The organism is Actinobacillus equuli (assembly GCF_900636745.1).
GTDB classification, from domain to species: Bacteria; Pseudomonadota; Gammaproteobacteria; order Enterobacterales; family Pasteurellaceae; genus Actinobacillus; species Actinobacillus equuli.
Map to the genome: position 1 here is coordinate 902,152 of NZ_LR134310.1, position 18,642 is coordinate 920,793.

Genomic DNA, 18,642 nt, shown 5'->3' on the forward strand with positions numbered 1-18,642 from the left:
TCTCCTCATTAAAAAAGCGGTCTAAATTTACAAATTTTTAGCAAATTTAGACCGCTTGTTCTTAAGGTGAACCTTATTTGGTGGCAAGAATCATGCCTGCCGCTACTGTGTGATAAGTCGCTTCGTCAATTAAAATAAATGATCCGGTCGTAACATTTTGTGCATAAGTGGTCGCAGTAATCGGCTTTTGTAAGCTAAGTTGTACTTCACCGATATCATTTAATTTTAAGCTGTCCGCTTCCGCCGAATTACTCAAGGTTTTTACATCTAGTACGTGATCAACTGCGGTAACTTTAGCAAACACGGTTTGCGTGGTGTGTTTCAGTAAATATTTACGTGCCGGATTTAACGCACGTTGGTCAAACCAACATACCGTGGCGGTTAAGCGCTTGGTTGCGGTTACAGGCGAATGTTGTGCAACAAAAGTATCGCCGCGCGAAATATCAATATCATCCGCCAAACGAATCGTTACCTGCTCACCGGCAACCGCTCTTTGTACAATACCGTTCGGGCTAATAATTTCCGATACGGTCGAGGTGTAGCCGTTCGGTTCAATTCGAATCGTATCGCCTACGCTAACCGAACCGGCTTCTATTCTGCCTTGATAACCTCGAAAATCGTCCGCTTTATCTTGATCTAAACGGCTGACTAACTGCACCGGGAAATGAAAATCTTCTGCTCGTTCCGATAAATTCTCGTTGCTCGGCAAGTTTTCTAAAATGGTGAGTAACGGCTCTCCGTCATACCAAGGCGTGCGTTCGCTTTTATGCACGATATTGTCGCCTTGCAAAGCAGAAACCGGCACAAATTGCACCTGTTGAATACCAAGCTGATCGGCTAACTTTTGGTAAGCGGTGGTAATCGCTTCAAATTTTGCAACATCAAAACCGAGCAAATCCATTTTGTTTACCGCCACTAAAATAGTGGGCGTATTCAAATGTTTTAAGATTGCCGAATGGCGTTTGGTTTGCGGTAAAAGTTCTACTTCCGACTGTGAAAAATCTAATTGCGAAGCATCAATTAATACTACGGCAGCATTAGCAGTTGAAGCACCGGTCACCATATTACGGGTATATTGTTCATGCCCCGGTGTGTCGGCAATAATAAATTTGCGTTTTGCGGTAGAAAAATAGCGGTACGCCACGTCAATGGTTATACCCTGCTCACGCTCTGCTTCCAAGCCATCTGTCAGAATTGAAAAATCAATGACCTCACCGGCATTTTTAGATTTATTTAAACTTAATAATTGATCGCTCAATAACGCTTTACTGTCATAAAGTAAACGTCCGATTAAGGTACTTTTACCGTCATCTACGCTACCGGCGGTGATGAAACGAAGTGGTGCATATTGGTTTAAATTGCTCATATTATCTGTTCCTTGTAATAGCACGCGTCAGGAGACGTGCGCCAGCAAAATTCAAAAGTGCGATTAAAAGTAACCTTGTTTTTTACGTTGTTCCATTGCCGCTTCGCTGGCTCGGTCATCCATTCGGGTGGCGGATCGTTCTGAAATTTCGGCTACTGCGGTTTCTTTAATAATATCTGCCGGTGTTGCAGCGGTGCTGGCAACTGGGCAAGTGCAACTAATATCTCCCACAGTACGGAAACGCACAGATACGATTTTACTTTCTTCATTTGCTTGTTTCGGCGTTAACGGAGTAACCGGCACAAGTAAGCCGTTGCGTTCTACCACTTCACGTTGGTGAGCATAATAAATCGGCGGTAACTCCAATTTTTCACGTTCGATATATTGCCAAATATCGAGTTCCGTCCAGTTAGAAATCGGGAACACTCGCATATTTTCGCCTTTATGTAATTTAGCGTTATAAATCGACCATAATTCCGGGCGTTGTGCTTTGGGATCCCATTGACCGAATTCATCACGGAACGAGAAAATCCGCTCTTTAGCACGGGCTTTTTCTTCATCTCGTCTTGCGCCGCCCATTAAGGCATCAAAGCCGTTGGCTTCAATCGTTTCTAATAAAGTGACCGCTTGTGCCGCATTGCGAGAATCGGTTTCCTTGCGTAATACCACCGTGCCTTTGGCGATTGAATCTTCAACGTGCCCAACCACCAATTTTGCATTTAATTTTTTCACCTGTTCGTCACGAAACTGAATCACTTCAGGATAATTATGCCCTGTGTCGATATGTACTAATGGGAAAGGTAAAACGAGTTCTCTACCTTCCAACTGAAATGCTTTACGAGCTAAAGCGAGTAATACCACTGAGTCTTTACCGCCGGAAAATAGTAATGCTGGATTGCTACATTCCGCGACCACTTCACGAATAATGTAAATCGATTCCGCCTCAAGCCAATCTAAATGCCCGTTTTCGATATTGTTTTGCGTTGTCATATTTTCAGTTCCTTTTATTTATGTAATCCACACTCTTTACTGTCTTTGTTTTCCCACCACCAACGACCGGCTCGGATATCTTCTCCGGCTTTTACCGGGCGGGTACAAGGCTCGCAGCCGATACTTGGGAAACCTTGTTTATACAGCTCGTTGTAAGGAATTTGATGTTTTAAGATATACGCCCAAACCTCCAATTCGGACCAATCAAAAATCGGATTATATTTATCAATGCCTCGGCTAGTATCTTGTTCGTGCAAAGCAAGTTCGGTACGGGTTACCGATTGTTCTCGGCGTTGTCCTGTTAGCCATGCATCTGCATCTTGTAAGGCTCGATTAAGCGGTTCGATTTTGCGGATAAAACAACATTCACGGCGTAATTCCACACTTTCGTAAAAAGCGAATTTGCCTTTTTGCCGATCATATTCCGCCGCTTTTTGCGTATCGGGATAATAAAGTTGGAAATTTAAATTCGGGTAATTCGTTTTCACCTTATCGACTAAGGCTAAAGTTTCCGGATTTAAACGTCCTGTTTCTAAGGTAAACACGGTAATGTTTGCTTGGCTTTTAGCGATCACATCGGTAATCAGCATATCTTCCACTGCCAAGCTGCTGGCGAATTTTGCATTACGATGCTGTTGGCTAATCTGTTGAATACGTTGATATAAAGCGGTCTCTTTTTGACTAAGATTTGCAAAATCCGCTTCGCTCGGCGTCGGGATTTGCCATAAATTCGGTCTTAAAAAACTCATCGTATTCCTCCCGTTACGCTGCTTGTTTCCAGTGTGTTTCTTTACTTTGTAATGTTTGTTTCTGCCAAAGGGTTTCTTGAGTTGAAACGAATTGCACCGCTTCTTTGCCGAACCAAGCAAGGTCTTTTTGCAATTTCACCACTTCGCCAATCACAATCAATGCCGGTGTCGGGGCCTTTTCAGCAAGTTCTGCCAATTCGCTCAGCACACCGGTTTGTACCTGTTGATTTGGTAATGTGCCGTTACTAATGATTGCTACCGGTGTATCGGACGGTTTGCCGTGTTTTTGTAACTCGGCGGACAGCTCGGCGGCTTTAATTGTCCCCATATAAACCACCAATGTTTGATTGCCTTGGGCGAGTGTCTCCCATTTAAGTTGGCTACCGTCCGGCTTCAAATGACCGGTAATAAACATTGCCGTTTGTGCATAATCACGATGCGTAAGCGGAATCCCTGCATAAGCGGTTGCCCCTAATGCGGCAGTAATGCCCGGCACGACACTAAACGGAATATTTTCTGCTTTAAGCACTTCCAATTCTTCGCCACCACGCCCAAACACAAACGGATCTCCGCCTTTCAAACGCACCACACGTTTACCCTGTTTGGCATACTTAACTAACAGCTGATTGGTATCGTCTTGTTTTACGCTGTGTTTGCCGGCTCGTTTACCGACAAACACTTTATCCGCATCACGGCGAACCAATTCTAAAATCGCCTCGGAAACTAATGCGTCATATAGCACCACATCCGCTTGTTGAATGGTTTGCAAGCCTTTTAAAGTGAGTAGGCCTGCATCGCCCGGCCCCGCACCGACTAACGAAACCTCGCCCAAAACCGGATTATTGTTTTGTAATTCTGCTTCCACTAACGCTTCCGCTTGTTCGATTTGATGATTTTCAGTCAGACGCTGAAAACTTTGATGGGTAAACAGTTTTTCCCAAAAACGGCGGCGTTGGGTTAATTGAGGGAATTTGGTTTTGACCGCATAACGCCAGCGGGTCGCAATCTCTGCCATTGCGCCCAAATTATGCGGAATCAAGGCTTCTAATTTTTCGCGTAATAAACGAATTAAGACTGGTGCCGCTCCACCGCTGGAAATCGCAATTTGCACCGGAGAACGATCGATAATCGAAGGGAAAATATAACTGCAACGAGGTTGGTCATCGACCACATTCACTAAACGTTGTTGGCTTTCCGCCGCATCAAATACCTGTTGATTTAAGGCATTGTCATCGGTGGCAGCGATCACTAAATAGCTGGAGGTAACTTGATTCGCTTCAAATGCTTTGGCAAGCCATTCAACTTTGCTTTCATCAACTAACACTTGTAGCGAAGAATGGAGTTTTTCCGCCACCACTTTGACTGAAGCCCCCGCTTTCAATAGCGCATCGATTTTACGCAGCGCAACGTGTCCACCCCCCACAACCAGAACAGGACGATTTTTTAAATCAACAAAAATTGGTAAGTAATTCATATTTTCCCCACTCGCTTAAAACAAGCCACGATTTGTTGTATTAAGTTATAAGAGAAATTTTTTATTCTGAAAAATAATAACAGGATATAGATTAGAGTCTTTTGGAATAAAGCTGATTTTTAAAAGCTTTGTCCAAGGTCATTTGATTTAAAACAAGCAATTTGTGATGTTCTACCCTATTTTTATTCCATAAAGCTATATCAATAAAGTTTCAGTTCTTTGCTAAAACCGATTATGCCGTTAGATTTTTTAGCCAATATGAGGATGTAGCACGATGATTGTAAAAAAATTCTACTTTTTGACCGCTTGTTTAATGCTGTCAGTACAGGCTTATGCGGTTGAGTTATTAAACGTTTCTTATGATCCGACCCGAGAGTTATATAAGGAATATAACCGCTTGTTTGCGGAATATTGGCAGCAACAAAGCGGTGAACAGATTACTGTGAAAACCTCACACGGTGGCTCCGGTAAACAAGCTCGGGCAGTGATTGACGGCTTACAGGCGGATATTGTCACCTTAGCGTTGGCCGGTGATATTGATGCACTGAATAAACATCAAGATCTGATCGATCCAAATTGGCAGCAACGTTTGAGCGAACGCAGTTTACCGTATCGTTCGACTATTGTGTTTTTAGTGCGTAAAGGGAATCCGAAGCGGATCTACGACTGGCAGGATTTAGTGCGTGATCCGAGTATTGAAGTGATTACGCCGAATCCAAAAACGTCCGGCGGAGCAAGATGGAATTTTCTGGCGGCTTGGGCGTATGCTCAAGATCGTTTTGGTACTGAACAACAAGCGTTGGAATTTGTTACTCGCCTTTATCAACAAGTACCGATATTAGATACCGGCGCAAGAGGCGCAACGATGAGCTTTATCCAACGAGGTTTAGGTGATGTTTTACTTGCTTGGGAAAATGAGGCTTATCTCGCCTTACAGGAAGAAGGCGGTGATCAGTTTGAAATAGTCACCCCAAAAGTTTCTATTATTGCCGAGCCACCGGTTGCTGTGGTGGATAAAGTGGTGGATAAAAAAGGCACCCGTAAACAGGCGGAAGCTTACCTGAATTATTTGTATAGCGAAGCGGCGCAACGCCTGATTGCCAAACATCATTATCGCCCTGCAAGCGGTCAAATTTTGGCAGAATTTAGCCAACAATTTCCCGAACTAAGATTACTTAAAATGCACGACATCTTTGGCGGCGGATGGGAATTGATTCAGCCGAAATTTTTTGATGACGGAGCGATCTTCGATCAAATCTTAGAAAAAATTTACCAATAAATAGGCTAAGGAAATATTATGCAACAAACTCGAATTATTCCCGGTTTTAATCTTTCGTTAGGCTACACGCTGACCTTTTTAAGCCTTGTTGTACTGATTCCGTTAGCCGGTCTATTTATCTTTTCCGCCCAAATTTCTGCTGAGCAATTTCTCAAATTAATTACTAGCCGACAGTTATTATTGGCATTAGGCTTGTCTTTTAAAAGCGCATTTAGTGCCGCGTTGCTGAACAGTTTTATCGGCTTGCTGTTGGCATGGGTATTGGTGCGTTATCAGTTTTGGGGTAAGCGTTTGATGGATACGTTTATTGATATGCCGTTTGCGCTCCCGACTGCGGTGGCAGGCATTGCTCTCACGGCAATTTATTCTCGCAACGGTATTATCGGGCAATTTTTTGAAACGAAGATCGCTTACAGTTCACTGGGCATTACTTTAGCGCTCTTGTTTGTCACTTTGCCTTTTGTAGTGCGAACGCTACAACCGGTGTTGGAAGACTTACCGAAGGATGTGGAAGAAGCGGCGGAAATTTTAGGTGCGAGCCCGTTTCAAACCTTTCGCTATGTGATTTTTCCGGCAATTTTACCGGCTTGGATCACCGGTTTTACCCTCGCTTTTGCACGAGGCATCGGCGAATACGGTTCGGTCGTGTTTATTTCCGGTAATTTGCCGTTTAGAACCGAAATCCTACCGCTTGTAATTATGTCAAAGCTTGATCAATACGATTATGTCGGCGCAGCAACAATCGGGGCATTAATGCTGATAATTTCGTTTTTACTAATCTTTGTTATCAATCATATTCAGCGTTACTTTGCGAAACGTACCAGCAAATAACTCAAACAGGATCAGAATATGCAAAATGTACTTCAAAAACGACCGTTTGTTGAAAAACTATTAATTAGCTTGGCGATTCTGCTATTTGTGATTTTGCTACTTTTACCGTTATTGGTGGTGATTACACAAGGCTTGGCAAAGGGATTCGATTTTTTCCTCGCCTCAATCGGCGAAGAAGATACGATTTCCGCCCTAAAACTTACCTTATTAGCGGCAGCGATTGCCGTACCACTTAATGTGATTTTCGGGATTGCCGCAGCTTGGGCGGTGACTAAATATCAATTTAAAGGCAGACAGTTTTTATTAACGCTAATTGATCTACCTTTTTCGATTTCACCAGTGGTGGCAGGCTTAATTTACGTGTTGTTATTCGGCGCACAAAGTTGGCTTTATCCGCATTTACAAGCGGTCGATTTTCAAATTGTTTATGCCATTCCGGGCATTATTTTAGCCACCCTATTTGTTTCTGTGCCTTTTGTCGCACGAGAATTGATTCCGATTATGGAAACACAAGGCACAACGGAAGAAGAAGCGGCGGCGGTATTGGGCGCAAACGGCTGGCAAATTTTCTATCACGTCACTTTACCGAATATCAAATGGGCGTTATTACACGGTGTTGTACTCTGTACCGCCCGTGCTTTAGGCGAATTTGGCGCGGTATCGGTGGTATCCGGACATATTCGCGGCTTAACCAATACTTTACCGCTGCAAATCGAGATTCTATACAACGAATACAACATTGTAGCGGCATTTTCGGTTGCGATTTTATTACTCGGTTTATCTTTAATTTTATTATTTATTCGTCAGTGGACAGAAGCGAAATTAGCATGATAGTGGGGCAATTATGGCAATTAGCGTTAAACAAATTAATAAGAGCTTTGAACAATTCCAAGCACTAAATAACATTGATTTTACGATTCAAAACGGCGAATTAACCGCCTTACTCGGGCCGTCCGGTTGTGGAAAAACCACGTTGTTACGTATTATTGCCGGGCTGGAAACTGCAACAAGCGGTCAAATTTTATTTGATGATTGCGATGTGACTCAGCTATCGGCGAAAGAACGAGATATCGGCTTTGTATTTCAACATTATGCACTGTTTCGCCATATGACGATTGTCGACAATATTGCCTTTGGCTTGCGAATGAAGCCGAAACAAGAACGTTTGTCGGAGGCAGAAATCCAAACAAAAGTCAAAAATCTCTTGGAATTAATTCAGCTGGAACATATTGGCGGACGCTATCCCGATCAGCTTTCTGGTGGTCAGCGTCAACGTGTTGCTTTGGCAAGAGCGATCGCAACCGAGCCTAAAGTATTGCTGTTAGACGAGCCGTTCGGCGCCTTAGATGCGAAAGTGCGTAAAGATTTGCGCCGTTGGTTGCGTGATTTTCATCATGAAATTAACCTCACCAGTATCTTTGTTACCCACGATCAAGATGAAGCATTGGAAGTTGCGGATAAAATCATTCTGATGAATAAGGGACAAATCGAGCAAATCGGCACGCCGGAACAGGTTTATAAACAGCCGAGAAGTGCGTTTGTGGCAAATTTTCTGGGTGATGTGAATATTTTACACGGCTATATTTTAGCCGGCATGTTACATATTGATACGTTTAACAAGCCAATCGAGCAATGTTATGCCGCTGATGATGTGGTGGTGTATGTGCGTCCGCACGAAATTGCCATTAGTAAAACGCATAAAGAAAATTCGCTAAAAGGCATCATATCTCGAGTACATACCGCAGGTCCCACGGTATTTTTAGAAGTGCGACATAAAAATCACGAGCCGCTTGAAATCTCGGTCAGCTATGCTCAATTCGGACGGGAACAATTCGCTGTGGGTGATGAAGTCTATTTCCAACCGTTATTACTCAATTTCTTTGTACAAAATGAATTGATTGAATTTATGATTTAAAAATAAATATATTTACATTGTAAATTATGTTTTTTATATATTCTTCAGCATATAATATAAATAAGTAGATTTTCTGCTTATTTATATCTATTACACGTATTCAGGAGAACTTATGAAAAAACATAACATTGCACTTACCTTATTAATGGTATTAGGTGTAGCTGCTTGTGGAAGTAGCGGCGGAAGTTCAGATTCAGCACCAAAGCACAACTCCAATTCAAATGTATCATCGGAAGTAAAAACGAATCAAACGAGTAATGATACGGCACCAATTGTGACTCCTGCACCGCAAGTCGATAAAGCCCCCACAGTAGATTCAAATAAACCTGTCTCAAATCCTAATCCTGCTCTTAATGAGAAAGAGCAAGTAAATTCACCTTATACCCAAAATAAAGCTGTTGTTGGTAGTGGTTATATTGTACCGAAAGTAGAAGGTATGGTTCAAAATTTAAACCTTTCTTCAGAGTCTGAAGGCGCATTCGGAATATTATCTATCGATGGAAAAAATGTACCTTTAATTCCTTCGAATAGTTTTAACTCGAACTATATTACCATTAATTCAGGTAATATGATTCGTAAAGTAGATAAGCAAAATTACACTATATGGGGACTTGTCTGGGAGAAAGATTCAGACAAACAATACCTTACCGCAATAGGAAAACAAGCTACGAAAGAGATGCCAACAAATGGCGTTTATACTTATAAAGGTTCTGCAATACAATTTTCTGGTAACGACAAAATGCTAGATGTAGACAGTGCCGAACATATTCGTAATGCAGAGTTTACAGTCGACTTCGATCGCAAAGTTTTCGCAGGCGTAATTCCCCAACAAGATACCAATAACCCAATTTTACTTTCTGCTGATATCACTAAAAATACATTCTTTGGCGAGGCTAATGGTATAAAAACGCAGGGAGGTTTCTTTGGTCCTCAAGCTAGCGAATTAACTGGTGATTATCTTAAAAAAGATGCTAAAGAAATAAAAATAGGTGTATTCGGTGCTAAGAAACAATAATTAGTATATCGCTTAAAATACCCCCAATAAATAACTTATACATAGTATATTTATCTATTTAAAATTCAAGAAAAGCACCATAGTTAAAATTATGGTGCTTTTTTAAATACTATAATTCTAATTATTCAAAAGCCCATAAGTTAAATCATAACTTATGGGCTTAACTTAATAAGCTGGAACCAGCTTACCAGTGATAACGATAAGCAAGTTGTACTTTATATGGCTGATCTAAGTATTTGCCATTAGTCAGTGAAGCCTCTAAACCGATACGATGATTGCCTACAACCGCATTCGCACCGATAGCGCTTTCAATTCGACCTTTAGTCTCCGCCACATCAAAACTATATTGATTTACTCGCACTGCATTCTGATTGGTACGAGTGGTAATGCCGTTTAGTTCTGCATAAGGCTCAAACTTCCAACCGGCAAAATCAAGATGGTTTGCTACTCGCACGCCTGCTCTTGCAGTTAATGCGGAAATGCCTTCTTCATCTACTTTGCTTGAAAGTTTCGTCCAAGCGGCTTGTAACTGTGGCGTAATTGTCCAACGACCTAATGTATGAATACGTCCGATTTCGCTCGAAAGCGTATGCGCATTGTAATGACGTTTACCGGTCTGATTAGATTTTGCCGTAATACGCTCGTATTTTGCGACATTATCCCAATAGAAACCATTATTCGCCAGATAAGTCGCATATACACCCACGGCTTGTGCTTTCACTTTCGCCGAGCCATATTCACCACCAAATTCTAGATCTGAACGTGAATTTCCGACAAAACCACCGACACGAATATTATCTGTTACCGCAGCATCCGTACCAATTTGAAGCGTATGAATATCTTGTTTAAAGCCGGATGAATGCGCATTTTCCGCAGCCTGCATAGCATCTAATTCATTACGACTATTTGCATTACGCACCCAAACATTGCCTTTTTCACCTTGCTTTAATTCACCTAAACGCTTATGTAAACCTTCTAAGCTATTTTCCACTAATAAAAGCTGAGCCTGACGTAATGATACTAACGCATTAGAATATTCACTTAGCATCACTTCACGATTTGCCGTTGTCGGATTTAGCGATGGCACAACAATTGGAGAAACCGGCATGGTTGGAGAAGCGGTCGAATTTGTCGAATTATTTGCAACCGGCGGTGTACTGTTACTTGCGGTTGCACGTTCTGTCGCATGATTTGACAGAACCCAATGATTACCGTCTTTTACTAGGCGGTAACGATATGCGCCGGCATCAACATAATCACGCCCTAATAAAGCAAATTTCGCCTTACCTGTTTGAGTTTCAACTAATGTTACCTTACCATTTGCCGATTTTGGTTCATTACCCGAGTCTTTAACATTTAAGCCAAATTCTCCGCTATCATCTCCGGTTACCACAATTTTATCCGCTTGTTGATTAGCAAGATCTGAGTTAAGAGTGAAATTACCAGTACCTGAGAGATTTCCTAAAATTTCAAGTGTATGAAATTTCCATGATTCAGCTGGAGCAGATTCTATTTCCTGCCCAAATTTAACAGTAGCATTTTTCATATCCAAATTAGTAACACTAAAATTTGGGTAATAACCATTCAAATTCCAATTTGAAGTTTCTAATGTCACGTTAAAAATATCATCGTAATTACCTTCTTCGTTTTTTAATAAACGACCTACACCTGATAAATTAGAATTTTTAGCAACCAAATTGATATTTTCAATAAGGTATTTTGTTGTAGAACGAGAATATGGAAGAAGCTGAGAATTATGGAATAAAACTTTACTTGATAAATTACTATTCGTTAACATTAAGTCCAAATCAAATTGTTCTTTTTCTTCAAATAAATCCCAAGCACCACTTATCCCACCAGAAAATTGCGAATTAACTAGCTCAACATTTACTTTACTCCCGCCACTTATATCTAAGAAGGTAGATGTGTTTGATTTTCCAACCGTATTTTCAATATTTATGTTTATATTTGTACCAGAGGTTACTTCAAAAAAAGATTCTATAGCATTTTCTACATTTAGTTGACTATCTCTAATGGATAAGTTTCCTTGATAAATTTTAGCAAAAGCCCTTGCCGCTTTAGGGGTATCACTCTCATTTAAAGATAATACGCTATTATTAATCTCCATATTGCCTTCAGAAAGACTGATTACAGAAGCAGAATTATGATAAGGCTTAGCAACTAATGTAGAATTTTCTATTTTTACATTAGAATTTGATTCCGATTGAACAACACTTTCAAAATAATGTTGATCTGCATTAGTATTACTAGCCGTAAGAGAACTATTTTTAATTGTTACATTAGACTTATTCGCATGAACACTTCTAGTATCCGAATTAGTCGTAAGATTATTAAATATAATATTATCACTATCAGAGACATACACTAATGCCCAAGGGAAGTCAGGATCTTTAGTCGTAAGCGTACAATTATTAAGAGATACTCCATTTTGGTGTTCCACCTCCCCCGCCTTACATTCCATCGCAATCGCACTGTCCGCATAGATGAATAACCCGCCCGCTAATAGTGCCGAATACACAGCTGATAGTTTTAATCTTTTCATTCCTAATATCCTTTTATATGAATAACACCGCAAACAAGCGGTCATTTTTTCCTAATTTTTTGCAAAAGCAAAAAAGACAAAAAGCCCGCTTCTTGCAAAGCAGGCTTTGATTTATTCTAATTAACCTTGCGATGAAATACGCTTCATATCCGTCATATAACCACGTAACTCTTGACCGATTAATTCAACCGGGTGATTACGGATTGCATCGTTGATATCACGTAAGTAAACGTTGTCAATTTCAGCAGCCGGTGTCGGTTCACCTAAGTCACCTTTTTGTAACATCGGGATTAATTTCTCTGCAAGAATTGGCGTTGCAACATGAGAGAATAAGTAGTTACCGTATTCTGCCGTATCTGAAATTACTACGTTCATTTCGTATAAACGTTTACGTGCAATCGTATTTGCGATTAACGGTAATTCGTGTAATGACTCATAGTATGCCGATTCTTCGTAAATACCGCTTGCAACCATTGCATCGAATGCCATTTCTACACCCGCTTTCACCATTGCAACCATCACAACACCGTTATCAAAGTATTCTTGTTCAGAGATTTTGATACCGTCTGCTTTCGGTGAGTTTTCGAATGCGGTTTTACCGGTTTCTTCACGCCATTTTAATAAGTTTGCATCACCGTTTGCCCAGTCTGCCATCATGGTTGATGAGAATTCACCGCTGATGATGTCGTCCATATGTTTTAAGTAAAGGTCGTTCAATTGAACTTTGATTTCTTCACTTAATTCAAAAGCACGGATTTTCGCAGCGTTTGATAAACGGTCCATCATTAAGGTGATACCGCCTTGTTTTAACGCTTCAGTAATTGTTTCCCAACCGTATTGGATTAATTTGCTTGCGTATGCCGGATCTTTACCGTCTGCGACTAATTTGTCGTAACATACGATTGAACCTGCTTGTAACATACCGCAAAGGATTGTTTGCTCGCCCATTAAGTCAGATTTAACTTCTGCTACGAATGAAGACTCTAATACGCCTGCACGGTCACCACCGGTTGCTGATGCCCACGCTTTTGCGATTGCCATACCTTCACCTTTCGGGTCATTTTCAGGGTGAACTGCGATAAGTGTCGGTACACCGAAACCACGTTTATATTCTTCACGTACTTCCGTACCCGGACATTTTGGCGCTGTCATCACAACAGTAATATCTTTACGAATTTGCTCACCTTCTTCAACAATGTTGAAACCGTGTGAGTAACCGAATGCAGAACCTTGTTTCATTAACGGAACAACATCTGCAACCACTTTTGAGTGTTGTTTATCCGGCGTTAAGTTGATAACTAAGTCAGCGGTTGGAATTAATTCTTGGTATGTGCCGACTTTGAAACCGTTTTCGGTTGCACGAGTAAATGACGCTCGTTTTTCTGCAATTGCTTCAGCACGTAACGCATAGCTAATGTCTAAACCAGAATCACGCATATTTAAACCTTGGTTTAAACCTTGCGCACCACAACCTACGATAACGATTTTTTTGCCTTTTAAGAAATTGCAGCCGTCTGCGAATTCGCTACGATCCATAAAACGACAACGACCGAGTTGGTCTAATTTTTGACGTAAGTTTAATGTGTTGAAATAGTTAGCCATTTTGTGCTTCCTTATTTATATGTATGATGTTGAGTGTGTTGTTTTATGATGTTGTGTTTACACATTGTTGTTTTGTTATGCAATCGATTATACGGACTTTTCATATTGCGTAAATTGATATTATTGCGACATTAAATTGCAAAAAATGCAACGTAATTTATTGATAAAAAATGACCGCTTGCAATACAGGTCATAAAGTAGAAAATAGCACTCCTAAAAAATAGGAAAATAGATGAAAATAAATAAGATAACTTTACAGCAATGCCCAGAATGTGAAACGGTGGTAGAAGTGCCACAAGATCTGCCGTTTCAAATATCCGTTTGCCCCAATTGCCACGACGTATTACGCCCGGCGAATAGTTGGAGCTTACGCCGTTGTTCAATTATCGCCTTAGCGATTTTAATTTTACTACCCTTTGCACTCACTTTTCCGTTAATGAGTATCGACTTACTCGGTGTGCCGATTCACGCAACCGTATGGGGCGGGGTTTGGAAAATGGCGACTGAAGGCTATCCTTACACCGCATTTATGGTCTTGCTCTGTTCTGTCGTGTTTCCGATTTCGTTTGCAATGTTAGTGCTGACAATCAGGCTCCAAAAATTACTGGGACATCGCCCTCGTTACACCTTGATTTTGCTATCTCGCATTCAAGAATGGGTAATGTTAGACGTTTATCTAGTCGCATTAGCCGTAGCGGCGTTTAAAATTCGTGATTATGCGGATCTCAGCTTTAGCATTCATCTCAGTGCTTTTGTAATCGTGACGATTCTAACCACCTTGCTGTTTATTAAAATCGATCCGAAAGAAGCTTGGGCATATTTCTATCCCGAATACCACCTGCTTCCGAAAGGCTATCCAACTCATCCTTCGTTATGTCCAACGTGCGAATATACATTCGATGAAAAGATTGTCGATTTAAAAGGTCGCCAGCGTTGCCCTCGCTGCGAAAGCAACTTAGCCATTCCGGATAGCATAAAATTACAACGTGTGTGGGCGTGTTTATTAGCGGGTGTTGTGATGATGATTCCGGCAAATACGTTGCCGATTTCCGCAACCGGATTAGCCGGTTCGGTTTCTGCCGATACCTTATTTTCAGGAGTACTCACCTTTATCAGTATGGGCAGCTACAGTGTGGCGGCAATCGTATTTATTGCAAGTATTGCCGTACCGTTCAGTAAGGTAGCGATAATTTTATATCTGCTGTTAGCGATTCATTACCAATGGAAACACCCGATTCATTGGCAAATGAAAGCGCTACATTACGTGCATTTTGTCGGACGTTGGTCAATGCTGGATTTATTTGTATTGGCGTTAATGATGTCCCTCTTGGAGCGAGGACAAATTCTCAGCTTCTCAGTCGGTGATGCGGCATTTTTCTTCGGGGCGGCGGTATTCCTCACTATGATTGCCTCAAGTAATCTGGATGCCCGAATGTTATGGCGAATCCACTATTCCAACGAGAAAAAACGCTAAAGACAAGCGGTTAAATTTGGCTAAAAATTTGCAAACTTCAGCTAGAATTTAACCGCTTGTTTTTTGTTTATACGCTTTCTTATTTATAAGTTTTGATCTATTATGCACCCGTCTCATTCATCCTGAGTGAAATATAACAAGTTTGTTTATTTTAAGGATCTCTCATGAAAAAACTGCTATTAGCCACCTTGCTGGCAAGCTCGGCTGCATTCGCCAACCAAGTTCCAAATTATAACACCACCACTCATACTTACGAATTTAATCAAAGTTACGATCTTGTTGTGCCGCAAGGCTCAAAAGGCGAAACTAATTTATGGGTTCCGCTACCGTTCAGTAATGATTACCAAGATGTCAAATCGATTGACTTTGAAGGCAACTACAACAAAGCCTATATCACGGAAAATAACCAATACGGTGCAAAAACGCTATTCGCTAATTGGGATGAAAAAGCGCAAAAACGTTTGTTAAAAGTGAAATTAGTAGTGCAAACCAAAGATCGTGAACCGATGGCAACAGGGGCTTTAAATAGTTATCAGCCACCGGAAAACATCATTTATTCGGTAGATGTGCAAGAGTATCTCAAACCGACTACGCATATCAAAACAGACGGCATTGTGAAGCAATATGCGGATAAAATTGTCGGCAAAGAAACCAATCCGCTGAAAAAAGCGGAACTGATTCACAAATGGATTGTGGAAAATATGGAACGTGATAATTCCGTATTGGGTTGCGGTGACGGTGATGTGGAAAAAATGCTGACTACCGGTGTGTTAAAAGGCAAATGTACCGATATTAACTCTGTGTTTGTCGCCTTAGCACGAGCGTCTGATATTCCGGCACGTGAAGTATTCGGTATCCGTTTAGGCTCGGCACCAAAAATGTCGAAATTCTCTAAAACCGCCTTCGGTAGCGCAAAAGACGGTATCGCTAATGAAAATAGCGGACAACACTGCCGTGCCGAGTTTTATTTGGCAGGTTTCGGTTGGGTGCCAGTTGATTCAGCGGACGTGGCGAAAATGCGTTTAACTGAGAAAAAAGCGGTCAATGACGCCGATACACAAGCGGTTTCAAAATACTTATTCGGTAACTGGGAAGCAAACTGGATGGGCTTTAACCACGCACGTGATTTCGACTTATACCCGCAACCGGAATTAACCCCGATTAACAATTTCGGCTATCCGTACGCAGAAGTCGGCGGCGATCCGCTTAATTCATTTGATGCAAAAGAGTTTGGTTATGAGCTTATCTCAAAAGAACTCAAATAATCGTTTTTTTGCCTCACTTACCGCTGCATTGCTGGCGGCGGTAAGCTCAACGGTGTGTTGCATCGCACCTTTGTTTTATCTGGTGTTTGGTATTTCTTCGCCGTGGTTGGTTAGCCTCAGCGAGTATGAATATTTACAGCTACCGTTATTGTTTGTGTCGCTTGGTGCATTCGGTTACGGCTTTTGGTTACTGATGTTTTCTAACAAAATCATTTGTACCAAATATTGTTCTCGTCGTACCTTGATAATTTTATATTGGATTGCTTTTATGATTATTCTATTTTTCTTGAGCTATCCGTTTGTTTTACCTTGGTTATTAGCATGAAATTACTGTTTATTTTGCTTTTTTCTGTCGGAATTTCACCGCTGGTTTATGCCAATCAAGCTATACCAAGCGGCAATGTAGCAGCTGAACAACAAGCACAAAAAGAAGTGAATTTTTATATTAAAGAAATGAACTGCCAATTATGCGTCTATTTGGTTAATAAAGAATTGCGTGTGATTAATGGGGTGATTTCAACCAAAGCGAATATGAAAGAGCGTAAAGTCAAAATCATCGCGAGCGAAAATGTCTCGATAGAACAGATGATCAAAGCGATTGAAAAGCTCGGTTATACCGCTGAACAAATCTAAAAAAACAAGCGGTCAAATTTCCTCAATTTTTTGCAAAAAATCTGAGAAATTTGACCGCTTTTCCATGTTTTTCTATTTCATACAATACTTCTTTGCCTACTTATCCCAAGTAGATAAAGAATCATTTAAATGCGTTTAATCACGCTTTTTCCATGACTCATTTCATAGAAACTGTGTGCGCCGTGGTAACCACCCATACCGCTGTCACCCACACCGCCAAAAGGTAAGCCGGCGTGTGTTACGTGCATAAAGGTATCGTTAATACAGCCGCCGCCGAATGACACTTCATTCAATACTTGTTCTTCCGTTGCTTTGTCTTGTGTGAATAAATACAGCGCCAACGGTTTAGCATTCGCTTTCACCTGAGCAATCGCTTCATTCATCGTTTTAAAGGTCAACATCGGGAAGATAGAACCGAAAATTTCTTCTTGCATTACCGAGCTTTGCCAATTCACTTCATCGATTAAAGTAAATGCCAATTTGCTGGTTTCATCGTTGTATTCTCCGCCGACTAACACTCGTCCGTCATTTAAAAAGGCTTTTAAACGTTGATAATGACGAGGGGTAACCACTTTGACATGATCCGCTATCTCGGTCGGATTTTTACCCTGATAGATCGCATTGATACGCTGTCTGATCTCCTCAACTAAACGATCTTTTACGCTCTCTTGCACCAATAAATAGTCCGGTGCAATACAGGTTTGTCCGCTGTTAAACACCTTGCCGAATAAAATACGTTCCGCCGCTAATTTGAGATCTGCCGTTTCATCCACGATACAAGGGCTTTTCCCGCCTAATTCCAGCGTTACCGGCGTTAAATGTTTTGCCGCCGCCGCCATCACGATTTTCCCAACCGGCACGCTACCGGTAAAGAAAATATAGTCGAATTTCTCCGTCAATAGCTGTTGGTTTACCGCAACATCACCTTCCACCACAGTGAAATAATTCGGCTTGAAATATTCAGCAACTAATTTAGCCAAAAGTGCGGAAGAATGTACGGTAAATTCCGAAGGTTTTAGGATAATCGTATTACCTGCCGCCATTGCGCCGATAATCGGCGAAATCGAAAGCTGTATTGGGTAATTCCACGGTGAAATATTTAAAAACACACCATACGGCTCATACATAATCTGTGCGTCCGCTTTTGCGCCCATCACCATTTCGGTAATCGCTGACTGCCCTGCCGATTTTGGTTTCGCCAACTCATCCAAGTTTTCTAACATAAAATCGATCTCATGCACGAGCATATCGATTTCGGTTAAACGGGCTTCCGATTCCGGTTTATTTAGGTCGTTAAAAAGCGCTGTTAAAATTGCCTGATCATTTTCAATTAACATCGTTTTTAAGCGCTGTAATTGCGCTTTGCGAAACGCTAACGGCTTGGTTGCGTTACTATTAAAAAAATCTCGTTGCGCTTGCACGAGATTTGCAATTTGTTGTTGATTCATTTTTATTCCATTCCTATTGGCTACGGATGGCAACATTA

General features: G+C 41.2%; 16 protein-coding genes. 9 read left to right on the forward strand and 7 right to left on the reverse strand.

Going from position 1 to position 18,642, the window contains the following annotated elements; all coding sequences use genetic code 11:
- Positions 1-73: 73 nt before the first annotated feature.
- The 4 genes from EL121_RS04165 to cysG form a co-directional block, all read right to left on the reverse strand.
- Positions 74-1,366 (reverse strand): sulfate adenylyltransferase subunit 1, encoded by a 1,293-nt coding sequence (locus EL121_RS04165; RefSeq protein ID WP_039197924.1) that lies wholly within the window; start codon positions 1,364-1,366, stop codon positions 74-76.
- A gap of 63 nt (positions 1,367-1,429) precedes the next feature.
- The gene (gene cysD / locus EL121_RS04170) at positions 1,430-2,356 is read right to left on the reverse strand and encodes a sulfate adenylyltransferase subunit CysD (protein ID WP_039197926.1); all 927 of its coding nucleotides are present in this window, start codon (positions 2,354-2,356) and stop codon (positions 1,430-1,432) included.
- Between the two features lie 14 nt (positions 2,357-2,370).
- On the reverse strand, positions 2,371-3,105 hold the full coding sequence (locus EL121_RS04175) for a phosphoadenylyl-sulfate reductase (RefSeq protein ID WP_039197928.1): 735 nt from the start codon (positions 3,103-3,105) through the stop codon (positions 2,371-2,373).
- A 13-nt stretch (positions 3,106-3,118) separates the two neighbouring features.
- On the reverse strand, positions 3,119-4,579 hold the full coding sequence (gene cysG, locus EL121_RS04180; protein WP_039197930.1) for a siroheme synthase CysG: 1,461 nt from the start codon (positions 4,577-4,579) through the stop codon (positions 3,119-3,121).
- Positions 4,580-4,853: 274 nt separating this feature from the next.
- Between cysG and EL121_RS04185 the strand changes: the two genes are divergently transcribed.
- From EL121_RS04185 to EL121_RS04205, 5 genes are all read left to right on the forward strand, one after another.
- Positions 4,854-5,858: a sulfate ABC transporter substrate-binding protein gene (locus EL121_RS04185; protein WP_039197932.1), complete on the forward strand. Its 1,005-nt coding sequence runs from the start codon at positions 4,854-4,856 to the stop codon at positions 5,856-5,858.
- A gap of 18 nt (positions 5,859-5,876) precedes the next feature.
- Positions 5,877-6,689: a sulfate ABC transporter permease subunit CysT gene (gene cysT, locus EL121_RS04190; RefSeq protein WP_039197934.1), complete on the forward strand. Its 813-nt coding sequence runs from the start codon at positions 5,877-5,879 to the stop codon at positions 6,687-6,689.
- An 18-nt stretch (positions 6,690-6,707) separates the two neighbouring features.
- Positions 6,708-7,520: a sulfate ABC transporter permease subunit CysW gene (gene cysW, locus EL121_RS04195; RefSeq protein ID WP_039197936.1), complete on the forward strand. Its 813-nt coding sequence runs from the start codon at positions 6,708-6,710 to the stop codon at positions 7,518-7,520.
- Positions 7,521-7,533: 13 nt separating this feature from the next.
- Entirely contained in the window at positions 7,534-8,604 is a 1,071-nt protein-coding gene (locus EL121_RS04200) for a sulfate/molybdate ABC transporter ATP-binding protein (RefSeq protein WP_039197938.1), read from the forward strand.
- A 112-nt stretch (positions 8,605-8,716) separates the two neighbouring features.
- On the forward strand, positions 8,717-9,619 hold the full coding sequence (locus EL121_RS04205) for a transferrin-binding protein-like solute binding protein (RefSeq protein WP_039197939.1): 903 nt from the start codon (positions 8,717-8,719) through the stop codon (positions 9,617-9,619).
- Positions 9,620-9,803: 184 nt separating this feature from the next.
- Here the strand turns inward: EL121_RS04205 and EL121_RS04210 are convergent, their stop codons facing one another.
- Positions 9,804-12,182 carry an autotransporter outer membrane beta-barrel domain-containing protein gene (locus EL121_RS04210; protein WP_039197941.1) on the reverse strand — a complete coding sequence of 793 codons (2,379 nt, stop codon included), beginning with the start codon at positions 12,180-12,182 and terminating at the stop codon, positions 9,804-9,806.
- 120 nt (positions 12,183-12,302) lie between these two features.
- Complete coding sequence (ilvC, locus tag EL121_RS04215) at positions 12,303-13,784, reverse strand: ketol-acid reductoisomerase (protein ID WP_039197943.1); 1,482 nt, start codon at positions 13,782-13,784, stop codon at positions 12,303-12,305.
- Positions 13,785-14,016: 232 nt separating this feature from the next.
- On the opposite strand from ilvC, the gene EL121_RS04220 reads away from it, so the two are divergent.
- The 4 genes from EL121_RS04220 (at position 14,017) to EL121_RS04235 (ending at position 17,156) form a co-directional block, all read left to right on the forward strand.
- Positions 14,017-15,258 carry a paraquat-inducible protein A gene (locus EL121_RS04220; protein ID WP_039197945.1) on the forward strand — a complete coding sequence of 414 codons (1,242 nt, stop codon included), beginning with the start codon at positions 14,017-14,019 and terminating at the stop codon, positions 15,256-15,258.
- 164 nt (positions 15,259-15,422) lie between these two features.
- Entirely contained in the window at positions 15,423-16,523 is a 1,101-nt protein-coding gene (locus EL121_RS04225; protein WP_039197946.1) for a transglutaminase-like domain-containing protein, read from the forward strand.
- The gene (locus tag EL121_RS04230) at positions 16,495-16,848 is read left to right on the forward strand and encodes a mercuric transporter MerT family protein (protein ID WP_039197947.1); all 354 of its coding nucleotides are present in this window, start codon (positions 16,495-16,497) and stop codon (positions 16,846-16,848) included. The genes EL121_RS04225 and EL121_RS04230 overlap by 29 nt, the downstream gene beginning before the upstream one ends.
- A complete protein-coding gene (locus tag EL121_RS04235) occupies positions 16,845-17,156 on the forward strand; it encodes a heavy-metal-associated domain-containing protein (RefSeq protein ID WP_039197948.1) in 312 nt (103 codons plus the stop codon). Before EL121_RS04230 ends, EL121_RS04235 begins: the two co-directional genes overlap by 4 nt.
- A gap of 125 nt (positions 17,157-17,281) precedes the next feature.
- Here the strand turns inward: EL121_RS04235 and EL121_RS04240 are convergent, their stop codons facing one another.
- On the reverse strand, positions 17,282-18,604 hold the full coding sequence (locus EL121_RS04240; RefSeq protein ID WP_039197949.1) for an aldehyde dehydrogenase family protein: 1,323 nt from the start codon (positions 18,602-18,604) through the stop codon (positions 17,282-17,284).
- Positions 18,605-18,642 lie beyond the last annotated feature (38 nt).

What these genes read in the sequence shown, in the direction of transcription:
- EL121_RS04165 (WP_039197924.1), bottom strand. Translation starts at nt 1,366, where the DNA reads ATGAGCAATTTAAACCAATATGCACCACTTCGTTTCATCACCGCCGGT.
- cysD (WP_039197926.1), bottom strand. Translation starts at nt 2,356, where the DNA reads ATGACAACGCAAAACAATATCGAAAACGGGCATTTAGATTGGCTTGAG.
- EL121_RS04175 (WP_039197928.1), bottom strand. Translation starts at nt 3,105, where the DNA reads ATGAGTTTTTTAAGACCGAATTTATGGCAAATCCCGACGCCGAGCGAA.
- cysG (WP_039197930.1), bottom strand. Translation starts at nt 4,579, where the DNA reads ATGAATTACTTACCAATTTTTGTTGATTTAAAAAATCGTCCTGTTCTG.
- EL121_RS04185 (WP_039197932.1), top strand. Translation starts at nt 4,854, where the DNA reads ATGATTGTAAAAAAATTCTACTTTTTGACCGCTTGTTTAATGCTGTCA.
- cysT (WP_039197934.1), top strand. Translation starts at nt 5,877, where the DNA reads ATGCAACAAACTCGAATTATTCCCGGTTTTAATCTTTCGTTAGGCTAC.
- cysW (WP_039197936.1), top strand. Translation starts at nt 6,708, where the DNA reads ATGCAAAATGTACTTCAAAAACGACCGTTTGTTGAAAAACTATTAATT.
- EL121_RS04200 (WP_039197938.1), top strand. Translation starts at nt 7,534, where the DNA reads ATGGCAATTAGCGTTAAACAAATTAATAAGAGCTTTGAACAATTCCAA.
- EL121_RS04205 (WP_039197939.1), top strand. Translation starts at nt 8,717, where the DNA reads ATGAAAAAACATAACATTGCACTTACCTTATTAATGGTATTAGGTGTA.
- EL121_RS04210 (WP_039197941.1), bottom strand. Translation starts at nt 12,182, where the DNA reads ATGAAAAGATTAAAACTATCAGCTGTGTATTCGGCACTATTAGCGGGC.
- ilvC (WP_039197943.1), bottom strand. Translation starts at nt 13,784, where the DNA reads ATGGCTAACTATTTCAACACATTAAACTTACGTCAAAAATTAGACCAA.
- EL121_RS04220 (WP_039197945.1), top strand. Translation starts at nt 14,017, where the DNA reads ATGAAAATAAATAAGATAACTTTACAGCAATGCCCAGAATGTGAAACG.
- EL121_RS04225 (WP_039197946.1), top strand. Translation starts at nt 15,423, where the DNA reads ATGAAAAAACTGCTATTAGCCACCTTGCTGGCAAGCTCGGCTGCATTC.
- EL121_RS04230 (WP_039197947.1), top strand. Translation starts at nt 16,495, where the DNA reads ATGAGCTTATCTCAAAAGAACTCAAATAATCGTTTTTTTGCCTCACTT.
- EL121_RS04235 (WP_039197948.1), top strand. Translation starts at nt 16,845, where the DNA reads ATGAAATTACTGTTTATTTTGCTTTTTTCTGTCGGAATTTCACCGCTG.
- EL121_RS04240 (WP_039197949.1), bottom strand. Translation starts at nt 18,604, where the DNA reads ATGAATCAACAACAAATTGCAAATCTCGTGCAAGCGCAACGAGATTTT.